Raw genomic sequence first — 19,065 nt, forward strand, 5'->3', positions numbered from 1 at the left:
AAAATCCGTAATTTCATTATATAAAAACCTTTTGGTAGCGTCTACATTCGATTTCATAAATTTCGTTCTTATGGATAAGTGTGGTACTTCTTATGTTAGTAATAAGGAGGCCGAAAGGCCTCCTCGCTTTAAGCAGGTTTCCGTCTTAAACGGAAACCACCTCGTATACTGAAATCATTTCAATCAGCCTCCTTCCAGAAGTGTTCTTGCCCGGCCGGACACTTATTATTAAGCCATACCTATGGGGGAGTTACAAGACCAAGAACAGTTATAACCATTCTCCACCAGTCTTACTCTCCCTCAGAATCGCTTCCAATCGCCGTTTGCACATAGGAAGGAACTTCCCCATTATGGAGCAGCCACAGCTCATGGAGAGCACGTGTACAGCCGACATACATCAGCTTCGCGTCCCAAGCCGTCGCTCCATAATGGTCTTGATCGGCATCTGCTAAGATCACCGCATCGAACTCCAAACCTTTTGATAAATAGACAGGAAGCACCGATAACCCGCCCTGATATTGCGTCATACTGCCATCAATCAGATGAATATCTTCAAAATGCTGTGCCAGCTCCGCATATAGTTCTGCAGCCTCATGAAGATTTCTTGTTAGGACAGCCACCGTACGGTATTCCCTTCCTGACAGAGACTTCAGTGCAGAGGTTATTGTCCGCAAGCGAGCTTGCTCATCAGCCACCAGTTCCCCGGCATCCTCGCCATAGGCGATCATACGCACGGGATCTCCACTACGAAACACAGGAACAGCCAGCAATGAGCTCTCCACACCTGAAGATAGAATTCCATTAGCGAAGTCTATAATTTCCATAGTAGAACGATAGCTGCGTGTCAGCGCGTGATAAGCCGTGTTCTCAGGGGCAAACAACGTCTGCATCTCTTCCCACGCGTGTACGCCTTTATAGGCATGTATGCCCTGCGATAGATCACCCAGGATCGTAAAGGAATGGCCTCGCACATATAAATCCAGAACGGCAATTTGGAAAGGTGAAAAATCCTGGGCCTCATCGATTACTACATGGTCAAAGCGAGTAACGCCCTCATCACCATTCAAAAGATAATGGATATACAGCAGCGGAGGTAAATCCTCTTCACGTATGATGCCTTTTTTCAGCTCTTTTGCCGTTTCCTTCAACACAGCTGCCGGAATTTCCTCTGGCGGTTCAACCGGCCAATCCTCAGGAAGTTTAGCTGCTCGGAAAATTTGCTTATAGATCGTTAATGGATCATATTTAGGCCATTTGGCACTATAAGCCTTCTCTCGCTGCGCGCCTTTTTTCTTGCGATCCTTCATAGCAGCAGCTGACGGACTCTTCTTCAGTTCCATCTCAATCCAGCGATGAATCCGCGCCATTACCCGTTCCTTGCGCTTGGCTGGAGGATAGGGAGCATACTCCTCATTATGCCAGCGCAAAATCATAGAACGGCGTAGCACCGCACCCTCCCACGGGCTAAAATCACCCTCAGGTACAGAGCTGCTTTCTAATAGCTCGATGCTGGAATCTATGATTCCCATCAGCACCGTGGAACCCTTGAAGCGCCCTGGTGTCTCTTCTGTAATTACCGGCATGCCGCCAGGGGTTTCGAACCAGCGGTTCATCGTCTCTGTCGCATCCTGTTCCGGCAATTCCAGTCCTAGTACATTAGCCGCCCAATCCGGAAATGTACTTTGAGCAATATTACCTACCCCGAGCTCAGGCAATACGTCCGAGATGTAATCCAAAAACATCCGGTTTGGTGCAAAAATGATCATTTTTTCCGCAGAAACCTGATCCTTGTATTGATACAGCAGAAAAGCAAGCCTGTGCAGTGCAACGGTTGTTTTACCGCTTCCTGCCACGCCCTGAATGATTAGCGCTGTATTTTTGGCAGCACGGATAATCTTGTCCTGCTCCTCTTGAATGGTCGATACGATATCCCGTAGACGATTATCCTTGTTCTCCCCAAGTCGATAGACGAGAAACTCATCTGATACAATCGGTGCATCGCTTTCCCGATTGTACGTATCCGCGACCCGCTCCAGAATTTGCTTCCGAATCACCACGTTGCGTTTGAGGTATACCAGCCCCTCTATTAATCCCTCAGGAGCTTCATAGGAGGCTGGCTCGGTACCGCCGGTAAACGAATAAAACAGGCTTGCTACCGGTGCGCGCCAGTCGATGACTAGCGGACGGTCGCTTACCTGCTCGCGGTCTACGCCGATTTTGCCTATATAGAGTGCCTTCCGTTCATTCTCATCATTGCCTTGAAAATCAAGCCGTCCGAAATAAGGCTCCTGCCTAAGCTTGGCAAGATCTTTGCGCTTCTGATCACGGTTCGCTTCCAGCACCTGTTCCGTATAGTCATGTCCCGTGTACACTGGTGTCTGCTGGAGCTTCTCCAGCAAAGTGTCAATTTCAGTAAGCGCTTGATTCAGCCTGTCTTCTTCCTCTTGATAGGCACTTTGAAAGTTGTCTTCCAATTTCAGTTACCTCCTAAAAGTTTATCGAGCTTAAATTTTCATGCTCCTACGCCCATTTCTCACGCAAAAGGATACCCATTGTAGCACAATCAGCACTTAAATACCAAATCTTTCAAATGATTTGACTAAACTTATAAGTTGTTCTCCAACCTAAAGCCCTTTGGTGCACCTTAGCATGCACAAGCGCCGAATGTTCGGGACAAACCAAAGGATTTTTTGCCTTTGGTTTCAGCGTTCGCACGCATTTAGCTCCGAGCAGAGGCTTTTTTGCCTTTGGTTTCGGCGTTCGCACACATTTCGCTCCAATCAGAGGCTTTTTTGCCTTTGGTTTCGACGGCCAGGCACATTTAGCTCGCATCAGAGGCATTTTCGCCTCTGTTTTCGGCGTTCGCTCGCATTTCGCTCCAATCAGAGGCATTTTTGCCTTTGGTTTCGACGTCCAGGCACATTTAGCTTCCATCTACGGTTTTTATACCTTTGTTTTCGTCGTCCGCTCACATTTGGCTCGCATCAGAGGCATTTTTGCCTTTGGTTTCGGCGTTCGCATACGTCTGGCTCCGATCAGAGGCATTTTTGCTTTTGATTGCGGCGTTCGCATACGTCTGGCTCCGATCAGAGGCATTTTTGCTTTTGATTGCGGCGTTCGCATACGTCTGGCTCCGATCAGAGGCATTTTTGCCTTTGATTTCGACGTCCAGGCACATTTAGCTCGCATCAGAGGCATTTTCGCCTCTGTTTTCGGCGTTCGCTCGCATTTCGCTCCAATCAGAGGCATTTTTGCCTTTAATTTCGACGTCCAGGCACATTTAGCTTCCATCTACGGTATTTATCCCTTTGTTTTCGACGCTTCCACGCATTTGGCTCGAATCAACGGTATTTTTCCCTTTGATTCTGACATCTACGCGCATTTAGCTCCATTCAACGGTATTTATACCTCTGTTTTCGACGCTTCCACGCATTTAGCCCCAATCAACGGTATTTATACCTTTGTTTTCGTCGTCTACGCGCATTTAGCCCCAATCAACGGTATTTATACCTTTGTTTTCGTCGTCTACGCGCATTTAGCCCCAATCAACGGTATTTATCCCTTTGTTTTCGACGCTTCCACGCATTTAGCCCCATTCAACGGTATTTATACCTTTGTTTTCGTCGTCTACTCACATTTAGCCCCATTCAACGGTATTTATCCCTTTCTTTTCGACGTCTACGCACATTTGACTCCAATCAGCGGCACACGCATTTACCTCTTTGATTTCAACGCGGGCTAATAGAGCTAATAAGTGTGTAACAGGTCCCTCGCAATCAAAGAAACCGGATGCCGCACTATAGCACAGCCTGCAAAATAAAGTTAGCCACAAACAAACCAGCAATTCCATACAACGCAGGTGGCACTTCCTTCCCTTTGCCCAGCGCCAGCTTCACAATTGGGTAGGTAATAAAACCAAAAGCCATACCGTCCACGATGCTATAGGTGAATGGAATCATAACCATGATTAGAAAAGACGGGAACAGCTCGGTCAAATCACTTAAGTCCATCTCACGCACATTTTGTACCATTAGTCCGCCGATCACAATCAGGATCGGTGCGATCGCACTGTCGGGAATATAGGATAACAGCGGTAGGAATAAAAAGGTCGCCCCGAATAGAAGCCCTGTTACCAGCGAGGTGAGACCCGAACGCCCGCCCGCAGCTATTCCTGCATTAGATTCTGCAGCGGCCACGACCGGACTGCTTCCGAAAAGACCCGCGGCGATATTAGCAAGCGAGAGCGCACGCAGGCTGCTTTTGAAGCGTTCTGGACGGCCTGCCATCATCGTCTGCGAGGCTACAAGACCGATATTTTCAAATACAACGATTAACAATAACAGGAATACAGCAATCCAGAACACCAGGCTCACAATGCCGCTCCAGTCCATACCGAAAAATAGGCCGCCATAACCTGAGAATACATGCCCTGAGGCCTGTTTTTCCGGTGCATGTGCAGCTCCCAGCAGATAGGCTAGTCCTGTACCAACCAGCATACTTATCAGCAGGCCTCCGTTAGTTCCCCGGATAAATAACACTAAAGCCAGCAATAAAGTCACACAGGATGTAATAACTGCAGGATCACTAAAATGTCCTATGGCAACAAAAGTAGTCTGATGGGCAATCACTATCCCACTCTTTTGCAGCCCTATAAAGGTCAGAAACAGCCCTATACCGACTGTAATGGCATGCTGCAGGTTTTGGGGAATTGCCTCACTAAGAATACGATAAAGTGATGTAAAGGCCACGATAGCGAATAACACGCCTGTTATAACGACTACAGTAAGCGCCTCTCTCCAGTCCAGTTTCATGGAATGAACAAGCGTATAAGTGAAAAATGCGTTAATCCCCATCCCGGGAACCACGATGATAGGCGTCTTCCCGCCAAAAGCCATCAGCAGACAGCCGGTAATTGCGGTCAACAGTGTAGCCACCATTGCCGGTCTAAGCGGCATCCCCGCGTCATGGAGAATCGTCGCATTCACCATAACAATATAAACTGAAGCAAAATAGGAGAGAATCCCTGCAGCCCATTCCCGTTTCCAGTCATTCTCAGGCGCAAGCCCCACACTATTTCGCCAAAAATTCGATTTCATGTACAAAAACCTCCACTGATATTAAGTTCCGCAGGCGGATATTACCCGGATTATAAATCTAATAATCAGCCGTTCATCCCGGTTCAGCTATTATGCCTATTTGTGGCCTGCTTCTTGCAGAACCCGCCTGTTTAACGACAACAAAAGGGCGTACGCAGCCGGATTCCAGCTACTCGCCCTTTTGTCCATTACTCTAATCCTATAACTATAATTGAAACAGCCTCAGCTCAGCGATTCACTTACAAGCTGACGCCTCCAGCCTCAAGCAAGTCACGCACGGCAACGCTGACCATAATTAGGCCGGCTACCGGTGGAACAAATGAATTGCTGGCTGGCGGTTGTTTCGCTTTACGTCGATCCGGCGCATTCTCCGGAACAATCTTGTCCGTAACATCCTGACGTGGCTTCATTGGCGGCTCCGTAGAGAAAACCACCTTCACGCCTTTCTTAATCCCATCCTTACGCAGCTTCTGGCGAATGACCCGGGCAATCGGATCATACGTTGTTTTGGAAATGTCCGCTACCTGGAATCTTGTAGGATCCATTTTGTTGGCAGCGCCCATGCTTGAGATCATAGGAATTCCACGTGCCAGACATTCTTTAATCAAATGGACCTTGTAGATAATCGTATCCGAGGCATCAATCACATAATCCGGTTTCAGCTTGAACAGTTCCTCATAGGTTTCTTCCGTATAGAACATGTTCAGCGCAATCGCTTCACATTCCGGATTAATCAGCTTCACACGGTCTACCATCAGTTCGGCCTTCTTTTGCCCAACCGTTGTAGTAAGTGCGTGGATCTGCCGATTCACATTGGTAATGTCGACGGAATCCTTATCAATCAGAATCAGTCTGCCGATCCCGCTACGAGCCAATGCCTCAACAGCCATACCGCCAACACCGCCGATACCAAGTACCGCTACTGTGCTGTTCTTCATAATCTCCAGACCTTCCGGTCCGATCGCCAGTTCCGTACGTGAGAACTGATGCAGCATGAGGTCAGCCTCCTTCAAAAGCTATGGCGAAGCAGAAATCTGCCTTGCCCGCTTTATTTAATTATTCTTTTTCTTTCTTTGGTTTAAGAGCCAGCTTAATATGCAGTTGCTCCAATTGTGAACCGTCTACTGGTGCAGGTGCATCCATAAGCAGGTCCGTTGCACTTGCCGTTTTCGGGAATGCGATGGTTTCGCGTAGATTTGTACGACCCGCCAGCAGCATAATTAGACGATCTAAACCGAAGGCAATACCACCATGTGGAGGTGTACCATATTCGAACGCATCCATCAGGTAACCAAATTTCTCGTAAGCAACCTCATCTGAGAAGCCGAGAGCTTGGAACATTTTTTCCTGTACTTCACGTTTGTAAATCCGCATGGAGCCGCCGCCTACTTCATAACCGTTCAGAACGATATCGTAGGCTTGTGCACGAATTGCACCTGGATCTGTGTCGAACAGATGAAGATCCTCTTCACGTGGACGAGTGAACGGATGGTGTTCTGCTACATAACGTTTCTGATCTTCATCATAACCAAGCAATGGGAAGTCAGTCACCCAAGCGAACTTGAACACGTTATCGTCGATCAGACCCAGCTGACGTCCGATTTTGACACGAAGGGCACCTAGAACGTCCGCTACAACCTTTTTGGTATCAGCGGAGAACAACAGTAGGTCGCCTTCTTCAGCGCCTGTACGCTCCTTCACAGCGGCAATTTCTTCTTCAGTGAAGAATTTGACAATCGGCCCTTTGAACTCGCCGTCTTTCACTTGAATCCAAGCCAAACCTTTCGCTCCATAACGCGCAGCATAAGGTCCGAGATCATCGATTTCTTTACGAGTCCAAGTCCCACAGCCTTTAGCATTTAGACATTTCACTTCTCCGCCTTTTTCGATCACGGAAGCGAATACCTTTACGCCACTTGTGGCAACAATATCGTTCATTTCTACAAGCTCTAATCCAAAACGCAGGTCAGGTTTGTCTGAACCGTATTTGCCCATAGCCTCAGCATAAGTCAAACGTTGGAATGGAAGCTGAATATCCGCTCCTACAGTTTCTTTAAACAAACGCTGCATCAGGTTCTCCATCATGCCAAGCAGCTCATCCTGAGACAGGAATGAAGTCTCGATGTCCACTTGTGTAAATTCCGGCTGACGGTCAGCACGCAAATCTTCATCACGGAAACAACGAGCAATTTGATAATAGCGTTCAATGCCACCCACCATCAATAACTGCTTGTAGATTTGTGGAGATTGTGGCAATGCGAAAAATTCGCCTTCATGCACACGGCTTGGCACCAAATAATCACGAGCACCTTCCGGTGAGCTCTTAGTTAGGATTGGCGTCTCTACGTCAATAAATCCTTCACTGTCAAGGAAATCGCGGAAAATCTTAGAAGCTTTCGAGCGTAGCAACAGCGTTTTTTGCATTTCTGGACGACGCAGATCCAGGTAACGATATTTCAGGCGAAGAGATTCGTCTACTTCCACTCCATCTTCGATGAAGAATGGAGGAGTCTTAGCAGCGTTCAGCACTTCGATGTCTGTAATTTGAACTTCAATCTCACCTGTTGGCAGATTGCGGTTAATGGTTTCTTCATCACGTTTAACCACTTTTCCTTTGACAGCCAAAACATACTCACTGCGAACCTTATCCGCAATTTGCAGTGCTTCGCCGGAGTAGTCCGGGTTGAATACAACTTGCACAATACCGCTTCTGTCACGCAGGTCAATAAAAAGTACGCCCCCAAGGTCGCGGCGGGTCTGGACCCATCCGTTCAAGGTTACCGTTTGTCCAATATGTTCTGGTGTTAATTGCCCACAGTTATGACTTCTTTGCATAATTCACCATTCCCCTTTTTATTTAAAAATACATTTCTACTTAAAAAGTCTTCTTCTATACCAACGCCTGAGCCAGCTCTTCGAGCTTCACAGTCTGCTGTTCCCCTGTGCTCATCGACTTCAGCGCAATTACACCATTCTTCAGCTCGTCTTCGCCAAGAATCGCAGTATAACGTGCCGACATACGGTCAGCTGACTTCATCTGCGCCTTCATCTTCCGGCCGAGGTAGTCGCGTTCTGCCGAGAACCCTTGGCTACGCAGAAAGTATAGCTGCTTGGAGATTTCAATGTCAGCCTCTTCGCCAAGAGCTACAAAATACACATCCAGTGGCTTCGCAGTCTCCAGCTCTACCTTCTGATCTTCCAGAATAAGAAGAATACGCTCCAGCCCGATCCCAAAACCAATACCCGGTTGATCCGGTCCACCGATTTCTTCAACCAAACCGTTGTAACGGCCTCCGCCGCCTACGGTATCAATAGAGCCAATGCCAGCTGCTTTATATTCAAACGCAGTATGCGTGTAATAATCCAAACCACGTACAAGACGAGGATTAATCGTGAACTCCACACCCATGATGTCGAGATGCATCTTAACCTTCTCAAAATGAGTTATGCATTCATCATCCAAACTGTCCAAAATGGAAGGCGCATCTGTAAATTTATCCTGATCCACCTTGCAATCCAGCACACGAAGCGGATTACGCTCGATTCGACGCTGACAGTCACTGCAGAGGTTATCCTTCATCGGTCTAAGGAATCCCAGCAGCTTCTCCCGGTAAGCCGCACGGCTTGGTGCATTACCCACGGAATTAAGCTCCACTCTTACATCCTTAAGACCTAGATCCTTATAGAATTGATAGCCCATAGAGATTACTTCTGCATCAATAGCCGGATCCACGGCCCCAAACGCCTCAATCCCAAACTGATGGAACTGGCGATATCTTCCGGCCTGCGGACGCTCATAACGGAACATAGGTCCGATATAATACAGCTTGCTTACATCAGGTTCACCGTATAGCTTGTTCTGAACGTAAGCCCGCACGACACCAGCCGTTCCTTCTGGACGAAGAGCCAAATCACGGTCGCCTTTGTCCTTGAACGTATACATTTCACCTTCCACGATATCCGTTGTTTCGCCTACTCCACGTTCGAATAACCCTGTGTGCTCAAACATAGGTGTGCGAATTTCCCGGTAGTTAAAACGGCGGCATAAATCTCTGGCCTTCCCCTCAATATACTGCCATTTCTCCACAGCACCCGGAAGCACGTCCTGCGTTCCTGTTGGTTTCTCGAATCTTTCTTTAGCCACAGTCTATCCCTCCTAAAAAATAACCCCTCTAAAGCTGTTCTCTTCATCTGTTTCTATTGCAGAAAAAGCAAAAAATCCCTCGCCCTGTTTTATAAAAAAACAGGGACGAGGGATTATCATAACCAATAATACACCACGTGGTACCACCCACATTCCGGATCAGTAAAAATATACTGAAGCCGCTCAAAGCGGTTAACGCCCGCCTACGCGTAAACGGCTACTGATCGCGGCAATCAACATTGCCCACTTTCGCCGTACGTTCTCGGGGAGGTCATTCATTCGCTCATCAACAGAATCCTTGCAGCCAAGCGATACCGGTTCATCATCCACTTAAGTAGATGTCATCCGAATCGACAAGGGATTCTTCTCTGGAGTTGTGGGTTCTCGAATTACTTGGTCCCGTCATCAAAACCATATGATAAAATCGTATATTGTTAACATTCTACTGAACTACTGCATTAAAGTCAAGGTAGTAAAAAGGATGCCTAGTATAAATTTTGACAGCTTCCGAGTTTTTTATTCAGCAATTATATTGTAATAAAAAAAATGACCTGCAGCCGAATGCTGCAGGTCCATCATCATATATTATTAAAAAGGGGGTCATGCCTTTATTATAAACACGCTATATTAAGGAATCATGTACGGAATATTACGATTATATTACATTCCATGAAAGCGGTTTATTTTTAATAGAATACTATTCGAATTGTTCAACATAAGCCCCTTTACCCCGGAGGATTTCCACAACTTCATTATAATTCTCTTCTGCTATACTTAGCTCCATCACATAACGAAGTTCACTTAAATCCCCATCTTCGAGATCTCCTTCTGCCACGTTCGCACTAACCTGATCTTCATTCACACTATAATGTGTTTCAGGGTCAGCCCGAGTGTCGGAAGCGGCAATGCCAGGAACCAGCATAGCTCCAGCTGCAGGTGTACTAGCCGTTCCAAGCGTTCCAGTTGTGCCTGCGACTACAGATGCACTATCCAGTGGAATGATTGGAAACAGAATATTACGATCATTGCCGATAGGGTCTGTGAGTGGCCAAACCTCCAAGCCATCCACCTTATAGCTAATCAATGCTGTTTTTGCGCCTTCTGCTTCATTTTCAGTTCTGAAATACGCTTGGATTTTTCTGCTCATTGCCATTACCTCCTTGGATTATAAGACTCTAATTTAAATATTGCTTATTTATTTCAGGACCTTCAATATTTCACGAACAAATGCAGGCTCATCTTTTGGTGTACGCGAAGTAATGTAATTGCGATCAACCACTACTTCCTCATCCTTAAACTCCGCGCCGGCATTCACAACATCATCCTTCAGCGGAGGATAAGAGGTAATGGTGCGTCCCTTAAGCAAGTCTGCACTGATCAGAATTTGCGGTCCGTGGCAAATAGAGGCGATAGGCTTGCCTGCTTCATTTGCTTCTTTTACAAACTTCAAAATATCGGCATTTTGCCGTAAATTCTCGGGGGAAGAACCACCCGGGATGACAATCGCGTCATAATCACTTGCTTGAACATCGGCGATCGCCTTGTCTGCTGCGTAGGAGACTTCTTTCTTTTTACCTAGCAAGGTCTCCCCTTTTTTCAAACCAATAATGTCAGCTTGATGTCCTGCCTTTATAATTTCATCATAAGGAACCTTCATTTCAGAATCTTCAAAATCATTAGCCAGTAAGAAAGCAACGTTACTCATGTAATAGTTTCTCCTCTCTGTCTTTAGCAATTAATGATGTTCTAATTATTCTTTCTTGTGGTCTATTACCCTTATGAGGATGCTTTCTAACCTTTAATCGGAAAAAAGGCTTCCTTCACAACACCGAAAAAGCCGCATTTTCCACCCGCTTCAGGTACGCGGCAAGAGATTGCGGCTTCTTCCTTTCATCACTAGTGGTTCGGTCTCGCCGTCTAGCTTTTTGGCTAATGCACAGGCTTCCATAGGACTCCCAGTCGGTAATGCCGGGATACTTCTCCATACCCATGCCTTCTGTGATTGTCTCATTCTTAAACTCCTGCCTTATGCGTGATATCTGCCTGCATTTAGTTTATCCAGCTCAAAGAAGCTCTATCCGCATAAAAAAAAGATGTCGAAAGTTAGCTCCGGCCAGAAGCAATCTTCGACATCCTCTATTTCGTTAGCTGCGGCTATCCAGAATGAGAGTAACTGGGCCCCAATTGGTCAGCGACACATCCATCATCGCTCCAAATATGCCCGTCTCCACCTGAAGACCTCCAGCTCTAAGCTCTTGATTAAAATAATCATAAAGACGCTCGGCCTCCGCAGGAGCTGCAGCTCCCATGAAATTCGGCCGTCTTCCCTTACGGCAATCTCCGTATAAAGTAAACTGGGACACTGAAAGAATAGCTCCGTTAGTATCCGTGACACTATAGTTCATTTTGCCAGCATCATCTTCAAAAATACGCAGTCCAGCTATTTTATCCGCTAAATATTTGGCATCCTTCTCTGTATCTTCATGGGTAACGCCGACAAGCAGCATCAGGCCATTGCCAATCGCTCCGGTCACTGTCTCATCCACGGTTACTTTGGCGTCCTTACAACGCTGTACTACAACTCTCATCGCACTACTTCGCTCCTTGCCTTATTGCATGATCCGATTCACTGTATATACATCCTTGACTCGTTTCACTTTATCTACAACGGATTGCAGATGCTCCGTATTACGAATAAGGATGGTCATATGAATCATTGCCATCTTATTCTTGTCAGAGCGCCCAGTGACCGCTGAAATGTTCGTTTTGCTCTCGGACACAGCCTGCAGTACTTCATTGAGCAGTCCATTGCGATCATGGCCTGTAATCTCAATATCCACACTATAGTTTGCTTCCATCGTGCCTTCCCATTCCACTTCAATCACTCTAGCTGCTTCTTCTCCGTCACCTTCACCCGGAATATTAGGACAATCCTGGCGGTGTACAGATACGCCCCGGCCCCGTGTAACATAACCTACAATGTCGTCACCCGGAACCGGGTTGCAACATCGTGCAAAACGAACAAGTAAGTTTTCAATTCCTTTTACACTAACGCCATTGGTGGGTTGATTTCTTCTCTCGCCGGAAGACTTGATCTCCTTCATCTCTGAAGTAAGCTCCAAGTGGTTAGCAGCTTCTTCCTGCTCCTTGCGCAGCTTCTCCGTCAAACGGGAGGCAATCTGCGAAGCGGTAATCCCACCAAAACCAACGGCAGACAACATATCCTCTACATCATTAAAAGCGAATTTTTTCGCAGCTTCCAACAGTTTTTCATCAGAAATCCACTCGGAAACTTCGACATTCAGGCGCTTCAGCTCACGTTCAATCGCTTCGCGTCCTTTTTCGACATTTTCCTCACGTTTTTCTTTTTTGAACCATTGTTTAATTTTGCTTCTTGCGTGAGAGGATTGTGCAATTTTGAGCCAGTCACGGCTAGGTCCGTAAGAATGCTTAGACGTCAAAATCTCAACAATATCGCCCGTCTTCAGCTTGTGATCAAGCGGCACGATCCGCCCGTTCACCTTGGAACCAATCGTACGATTGCCCACTTCTGTATGAATGCGGAACGCGAAGTCAAGAGGCACAGAACCGGCAGGAAGCTCAATAACCTCACCTTTAGGAGTAAATACAAACACGAGGTCTGAGAAAAAATCCATTTTTAGTGATTTTACGAACTCTTCGGCATCCTTAGCTTCATGCTGCAGCTCCAATATTTCGCGAAAGAAAGGCATCCGATTCTCCGGATTAGCATTATTACTGCTGCCTTCTTTGTATGCCCAGTGTGCGGCTATCCCGTATTCTGCCGTGCGGTGCATTTCCCAGGTGCGAATTTGCACCTCAGTAGGCTCTCCGCCTGGTCCTACCACAGTAGTATGCAGAGATTGATACATATTGGCTTTTGGCATAGCTATATAATCTTTAAAACGCCCCGGCATTGGCTTCCATAAGGTATGAATAATTCCAAGGGTTGCATAACAGTCCTTGATATTATCCACAATGATACGAATGGCCAGCAGGTCATAAATTTCATTAAACTGCTTATTTTTTGTGCTCATTTTGTTATAAACACTGTAAATATGCTTCGGGCGGCCGGAAAGATCACCTTCAATGCCCATTTCATCCAGCTTGGCACGAATACGGCCAATTACGCTGTCGATAAATTGCTCACGTTCAGCCCGCTTCTTATGCACCAGATTAGCAATCCGGTAATACTGCTGCGGGTTCAAGTAACGAAGCGCAATATCCTCCATCTCCCACTTAATCGCGGAAATCCCCAGCCGGTCAGCTACAGGACAGAAGATCTCCAACGTCTCATAAGAAATACGGCGCTGGCTCTCTTCAGATTGGTATTTTAACGTTCGCATATTATGCAGACGGTCCGCCAGTTTAATGACAATGACCCGGATATCCTGGGCCATAGCAATAAACATTTTGCGGTAATTCTCGTTCTGCTGCTCTTCCTTTGAGCGAAAGCGAATACGTTCCAGCTTCGTTAAGCCGTCAACAAGCATTGCGCAGGTATCGCCAAATTTAGCGCGGATTTGTTCCAGTGAGACCGTCGTATCTTCCACCACATCATGCAAAAGCGCTGCAACAATAGATATAACATCCATTTGCATATTGACGACAATATCTGCCACCGCCAGCGGATGCAGAATGTATGGCTCCCCCGACTTGCGGATCTGCCCGTGATGAGCCTGATCGGCAAATTCATAAGCTTCCCGGATGCGGAGAAGATCTTTATCTTTTATATAGGCGCCAGCCTTATCAATTAATCGCTCAATGCCCATTCTCGTCGTATCCGATTCCTTTCTATAATAAAATGAACCCGCAACTGTTCAAAAATCTGCAGGTTCCAATCATTTCATTTGTCCAAGCTTACTTACGCCCTTATTCAAAGTTGTCTATAATTATGAGGCTTAAGGAGGATTACGTCAACACTTGCCATCTCATGGTATTCCAGAAGTAAAAGTAATTAAATTCGGACAAATTAATAACACTTGTGAAAATGTTGTTGTAAAAAAGCCAAGTTCTATTTAATCTAGTAAAGGCGGATTTTCGCCGGACAACCTAATATCAGATAAGAAAGAGGAGTGAACTCCATTGCAACGCGAAATTCAAGTTAACGAAAAACTTCCATGGGGCCCAGGCTTTCTATTAAGTCTCCAGCATTTGTTTGCCATGTTTGGCAGTACAGTGCTAGTGCCTAACTTGTTCGGGGTCGACCCTGGAATGATTTTGCTTATGAATGGTATCGGTACATTGCTGTACATTTGGATCTGTCGCGGTAAAATCCCTGCGTACCTTGGTTCCAGCTTTGCCTTTATTGCACCGGTATTGTCAGTACTCAGTCGTTACCCAAATGATCACATGAAAGGATACTCGCTTGCTTTGGGTGCTTTTATCGTCACTGGTATTATATTCGTGCTCGTGGCATTGATCATTCGTTATGCAGGAACCAAATGGATTGATGTTGTTTTCCCTCCAGCAGTAATGGGAGCGATCGTAGCTACGATCGGACTTGAACTTGTACCTGTTGCCGCACGAATGGCAGGACTTATTGCTCCTGAAGGCGTTGCAGTTGCAGACTGGACTCCAGATGGCAAAACAATCGCACTTTCTATGGTGACACTTGGTGTAACTGTAATTGGAGCTGTACTCTTCCGCGGTTTTCCAAAAATCATTCACATCCTTATTGGTATCGTCACTGGTTATGGTTTAGCATATATTTTGAAAATGGTGGATACCGCTGCTATCTCTAATGCAAAATTTTTAGCGCATCCTTCCATTGTTACTCCTTCATTTGATTGGAATGTAATATTCACTATTATCCCGGTATCATTAGTTGTTATTGTTGAGCATATTGGACATTTACTTGTTACAAGCAATATTGTCGGCAGAGACTTGGCAAAAGATCCTGGACTTGACCGCTCTCTGATGGGGAACGGGATATCTACAATTATCTCCGGTTTTATCGGTTCTACTCCAAATACAACCTACGGTGAAAATATCGGGGTTATGGCGTTGACTAAAGTATATTCGGTATATGTAATCGGCGGCGCAGCGGTGATTGCTATTCTGCTTTCATTCTCTGGTACTTTCTCCTCCGTCATCGCTAATATTCCAACCCCTGTAATGGGTGGTGTATCCCTGTTGCTGTTTGGTGTAATTGCGGCTTCCGGATTACGTATTTTCGTTGAGCAAAAAGTTGATTTTTCCAAGGCTACGAACATGATCATGGCTACGTTGGTACTCGTTGTCGGAATCAGTGGTACAACCCTTACTATGGGCAACGTTAAACTAAGTGGTATGGCGCTGGCTACAATTGTTGGTATCGTATTGGCATTGTTCTTCAAACTCATTGAAGTGCTTGGACTGTCTAATGATGGCGGAGAAAGTGATAAAACTGCCCATTAATCGGTTATAAAAAATAGAATTTTAAAAAAGCTGCTCCAACATCCATTTATGGACTTGGGCAGCTTTTTTTATTGACTCAGATACAAAACAGCAACTCTCCGCCACAAGGCAGACAGCTGCTGTTATTATCTTACATTTTCCAATTAATGTTTAACTTCCACACTTTGCGTCACGCGCTAATCTTTGCACTTTTCAGCATAATTCGAGAGCCGAATCCCCGTTTATTTCCCGGGAAAAGACAAACTTTACAAGATTAATCCTCGTAATTCACCAAGGAAAGAACTTCAACTCCAGAAAGCTTATTACGCCCAGCAAGCTCAACCAGTTCAATCAGAAAAGCAGCACCTACCACTTTACCGCCAAGCTGTTCTACAAGGTTAACCGAAGTAGCAATGGTTCCACCAGTAGCCAATAAATCATCAGCGATCAATACTTTTTGACCAGGCTTGATGGCATCTGTATGAACAGCAAGGGTGTCCTTGCCATACTCAAGATCATAACCTACCTCTATAGTCTCATATGGAAGCTTGCCGCTTTTACGAATCGGCACAAAACCTACTCCCATCGCATAAGCAAGAGGTGCTCCAACTACGAAGCCACGTGCTTCTGGTCCAGCGATAACGTCGATTTCCAAGTGCGCTACGAGAGCTTTCAACGCGTCAATCGCTTGGCGGTAAGCCTCACCGTCTTTAAGCAATGTGGTGATATCTTTAAAACTAATACCTTCTTTAGGGAAATCAGGAATCACACGAATACTATCTTTAAAATCCAAATTTATCATCTCCTATAAGTTTTGTTAGCATAGCTGCTTTGATTTCAGATCGACAAAACTTGCTTCGTAAGCATTCGCTTTGTTTTGTAAGCATAAGCTACAGTGATTTCAGATCGGCAAAACTTGCTTCGTAAGCATTCGCTTTGTTATATGAGCGTTGCATTTTTATACACCGTTGGGTACGCTCAGCATCTCATATTTGCATGGATTATGATACGCCTAAACGACGCGATAACATCCAGTCCTGTAACTCTGACAGGCTGCCCTCCATGAAGTATTGCTCCATCTCCGCCATCTGTCCCAGTCGGACAAAATGACTCGAAGCTGTCAGACTTTTAGCTACTGGCTGAGTAATAAACGCCACACTTCCCTGACTTCTTTTAATAAAATCAAGCTCCTCAAACACATCAAGCATGTTGTTAAGCATGCGGATACTTAACGAGGACTGGCGGCTTAACCGCAGCAAAACTTCGTTCTCAGGCGTTGCAACTGAGGTGATCGAAGCCAACAGTTTATATAGTATTTTGAAATGATCCCGTGTCGGAGTAATAAGTCGTTCTCGGCCATCCTTGATAGAATGCAATAACGCAATATTATCAGCATTAGGGAAGGTTTGGAGCAGCGCATCCAGTTGTTCAGGAGTCTCCGGCATATCCAGTATGCATAACAGAGAGACATGCCCTGACTCCTGAAGGGGCTCATCCTTAACAGCAGCGCTAATGCCAGCTTCTTTATCATATACCCATAAAGACATTCCTATCAATTCACTTGCAGGCGTACTACGTCCGTTCTGAAACACTGCAGCAGCTCGATACGGACCCGCACCACTATAAGGAAGAAGTAGTTCTCTAATATGTGCGGCTTGCCGTACGGCGTCAGCAGCACCACGAAGATCGAATAACTGGGCATCCTGCACAGATAAATCCTGCAGCATCAGCTGTGATTTGCGTGAGCCATTCCATTCATTGATCGACAGCTCAGCTAACACGTTGATCGTAGTACCCGCCGGTAGCAGCCTGGATAAAGCGCCTTTACCAAACGCCAAGGCTTCAATGCTGTTTTTCCCCTGCTGCAATACAATCTTCAGGTGTTTTCCATCTTGACCCATTGTACGTGTCTCTTTCACAGTAGCCCCACGAATAATAAACTTCGGCAACGGATTAGACATTCCGAAAGGTGCAAGCCTTTCCAATTCTAGCGCGGTCTGCAGTGATAAATCCGAGATTGACACCTCTGCATCAGCGGAAGCAACAGGAACGAAATGCTCTGACGTTAACACCCCGGACGCATATTCATTTAATGCTGCAGCAAAGACTTCTAATCCATCCCGATGCAGGCTCATTCCCGCAGCGGCTGGATGACCTCCAAAATGATCCATTAAATCAGAACAAGAAGAAAGTGCAGCGTAGATATCAAGTCCAGGTATGGAGCGAGCAGAACCTTTGCACATTCCGGTCTCTGGATGTATATCCAGAATGATCACAGGCCGATAATAACGCTCCAGTAGTTTGGAAGCCACTATACCTACCACACCTACATTCCAGCCATGATCAGCAAGAACAATGATGTCTGGGATTTCGCCACCCTGTGTCATCTGCTCCAGCTTGGCAGTGGCCTCAACAACAATTCTTTCTACCACCAATTGGCGTTCTTTGTTAAGCAGGTCAAGCTCTCCAGCTAGCTGCTCTGCCTCAGCCGCATGCTCGGTAGTGAGGAGGGACACAGCCCGTCCAGCATGATCCAGGCGACCACTGGCATTGATGCGCGGCGCCATGCCAAAAGCGATATTGACCGCACTCACAGTGCTCATGTTCACACCGCTGACAGCGAGTAAGGCACGAATCCCCGGGAAACTTGAATGCCGCATACTTTCCAAGCCATTTCTAACAATCTCACGGTTCTCGCCAAGTAGCGGCATTAAATCCGCAACCGTTCCTATCGCTGCAATCTCTGCCCATTCTGTGGGAGTCTCTTCCCCTAGAATAGCCTGAGCAAGCTTATAAGCCACACCTACACCCGCTAATCCTTTGAACGGATAAGGGCAATCTGGCAGCTTGGGATTAATAAGCGTATAGGCCTCTGGCAAAAGCTCAGGAGGTTCATGGTGATCCGTAACGATCACATCGATCCCCAGTTCATTAGCGTAAGCAACCTGATGATAAGCGCTAATGCCAGTATCTACTGTAATGATTAAGGAGACACCTTGCTGTAAAGCCCAATCCAGGGCATGATTATGCAGCCCATAACCCTCATTAGAGCGGTGTGGGATATAAATATCAAAGGAAGCGCCTAAATAGCGCAGCAGATGAATCATAAGTGCTGTGCTGGACACCCCGTCGGCATCATAATCGCCATAAATAAGAATATGTTCTTCATCTTTTAAAGCCTTTCTAATTCTAGGAACCGCTTCAGCCATTCCTTTGAGTAGGAACGGATCATGCTGTTCTTCCTCACTGCCATCCATGAAGCTTAGAGCTTCATGAGGCGTGTTCATTCCTCTATTTACTAATAGTGAGGATAAGAGTGGAGAAATAGAAAGGCTCCGGGCCATATCCCTAACTGTGTCGGGATTGGCTGCCGGAGATTGCCATCTTGTTTTTGAATAAAGCAATAGAACTCACCTTTCTCTCACCTTG

The 19,065-nt window shown here is 46.1% G+C and carries 15 protein-coding genes; 2 read left to right on the top strand and 13 right to left on the bottom strand.

What is annotated here, in order from left to right; all coding sequences use genetic code 11:
* Positions 1-290: 290 nt before the first annotated feature.
* Complete coding sequence (locus MKY54_RS24300) at positions 291-2,474, bottom strand: UvrD-helicase domain-containing protein (RefSeq protein WP_339188206.1); 2,184 nt, start codon at positions 2,472-2,474, stop codon at positions 291-293.
* A gap of 500 nt (positions 2,475-2,974) precedes the next feature.
* Here MKY54_RS24300 and MKY54_RS24305 point away from each other — a divergent pair, with 500 nt between their 5' ends.
* Positions 2,975-3,742: a hypothetical protein gene (locus MKY54_RS24305; protein WP_339188207.1), complete on the top strand. Its 768-nt coding sequence runs from the start codon at positions 2,975-2,977 to the stop codon at positions 3,740-3,742.
* A gap of 55 nt (positions 3,743-3,797) precedes the next feature.
* Here MKY54_RS24305 and MKY54_RS24310 read toward each other — a convergent pair whose 3' ends face one another.
* The 10 genes from MKY54_RS24310 to MKY54_RS24355 all read right to left on the bottom strand — a co-directional run bounded on the left by MKY54_RS24310 (position 3,798) and on the right by MKY54_RS24355 (position 14,030).
* Complete coding sequence (locus MKY54_RS24310; RefSeq protein ID WP_036677630.1) at positions 3,798-5,096, bottom strand: NCS2 family permease; 1,299 nt, start codon at positions 5,094-5,096, stop codon at positions 3,798-3,800.
* A 239-nt stretch (positions 5,097-5,335) separates the two neighbouring features.
* The gene (locus MKY54_RS24315) at positions 5,336-6,091 is read right to left on the bottom strand and encodes a tRNA threonylcarbamoyladenosine dehydratase (RefSeq protein ID WP_076130395.1); all 756 of its coding nucleotides are present in this window, start codon (positions 6,089-6,091) and stop codon (positions 5,336-5,338) included.
* Between the two features lie 61 nt (positions 6,092-6,152).
* Positions 6,153-7,931: an aspartate--tRNA ligase gene (gene aspS / locus MKY54_RS24320; protein ID WP_076130396.1), complete on the bottom strand. Its 1,779-nt coding sequence runs from the start codon at positions 7,929-7,931 to the stop codon at positions 6,153-6,155.
* A gap of 55 nt (positions 7,932-7,986) precedes the next feature.
* A complete protein-coding gene (gene hisS, locus MKY54_RS24325) occupies positions 7,987-9,240 on the bottom strand; it encodes a histidine--tRNA ligase (protein WP_036677635.1) in 1,254 nt (417 codons plus the stop codon).
* Between the two features lie 192 nt (positions 9,241-9,432).
* The gene (locus MKY54_RS24330; protein WP_175617365.1) at positions 9,433-9,570 is read right to left on the bottom strand and encodes a hypothetical protein; all 138 of its coding nucleotides are present in this window, start codon (positions 9,568-9,570) and stop codon (positions 9,433-9,435) included.
* A gap of 367 nt (positions 9,571-9,937) precedes the next feature.
* On the bottom strand, positions 9,938-10,387 hold the full coding sequence (locus tag MKY54_RS24335; protein WP_036677637.1) for a hypothetical protein: 450 nt from the start codon (positions 10,385-10,387) through the stop codon (positions 9,938-9,940).
* 48 nt (positions 10,388-10,435) lie between these two features.
* On the bottom strand, positions 10,436-10,945 hold the full coding sequence (locus MKY54_RS24340) for a type 1 glutamine amidotransferase domain-containing protein (RefSeq protein ID WP_076105448.1): 510 nt from the start codon (positions 10,943-10,945) through the stop codon (positions 10,436-10,438).
* A gap of 150 nt (positions 10,946-11,095) precedes the next feature.
* Entirely contained in the window at positions 11,096-11,251 is a 156-nt protein-coding gene (locus tag MKY54_RS24345; protein ID WP_175617366.1) for a hypothetical protein, read from the bottom strand.
* 133 nt (positions 11,252-11,384) lie between these two features.
* Positions 11,385-11,828, bottom strand: a complete 444-nt coding sequence (gene dtd / locus MKY54_RS24350; RefSeq protein ID WP_036677641.1) for a D-aminoacyl-tRNA deacylase — start codon at positions 11,826-11,828, stop codon at positions 11,385-11,387.
* Positions 11,829-11,849: 21 nt separating this feature from the next.
* Positions 11,850-14,030 carry a bifunctional (p)ppGpp synthetase/guanosine-3',5'-bis(diphosphate) 3'-pyrophosphohydrolase gene (locus tag MKY54_RS24355; protein ID WP_036677643.1) on the bottom strand — a complete coding sequence of 727 codons (2,181 nt, stop codon included), beginning with the start codon at positions 14,028-14,030 and terminating at the stop codon, positions 11,850-11,852.
* Between the two features lie 313 nt (positions 14,031-14,343).
* Here MKY54_RS24355 and uraA point away from each other — a divergent pair, with 313 nt between their 5' ends.
* A complete protein-coding gene (gene uraA / locus MKY54_RS24360) occupies positions 14,344-15,657 on the top strand; it encodes a uracil permease (protein ID WP_038572987.1) in 1,314 nt (437 codons plus the stop codon).
* 253 nt (positions 15,658-15,910) lie between these two features.
* Here uraA and MKY54_RS24365 read toward each other — a convergent pair whose 3' ends face one another.
* Positions 15,911-16,429 (bottom strand): adenine phosphoribosyltransferase, encoded by a 519-nt coding sequence (locus MKY54_RS24365; RefSeq protein WP_036677647.1) that lies wholly within the window; start codon positions 16,427-16,429, stop codon positions 15,911-15,913.
* 208 nt (positions 16,430-16,637) lie between these two features.
* Positions 16,638-19,040 carry a single-stranded-DNA-specific exonuclease RecJ gene (recJ, locus tag MKY54_RS24370; RefSeq protein ID WP_076130397.1) on the bottom strand — a complete coding sequence of 801 codons (2,403 nt, stop codon included), beginning with the start codon at positions 19,038-19,040 and terminating at the stop codon, positions 16,638-16,640.
* Positions 19,041-19,065 lie beyond the last annotated feature (25 nt).

Origin of the sequence: Paenibacillus sp. FSL P2-0121, from assembly GCF_037975345.1 — a bacterium.
Taxonomy (GTDB): Bacteria; Bacillota; Bacilli; order Paenibacillales; family Paenibacillaceae; genus Paenibacillus_AQ; species Paenibacillus_AQ odorifer.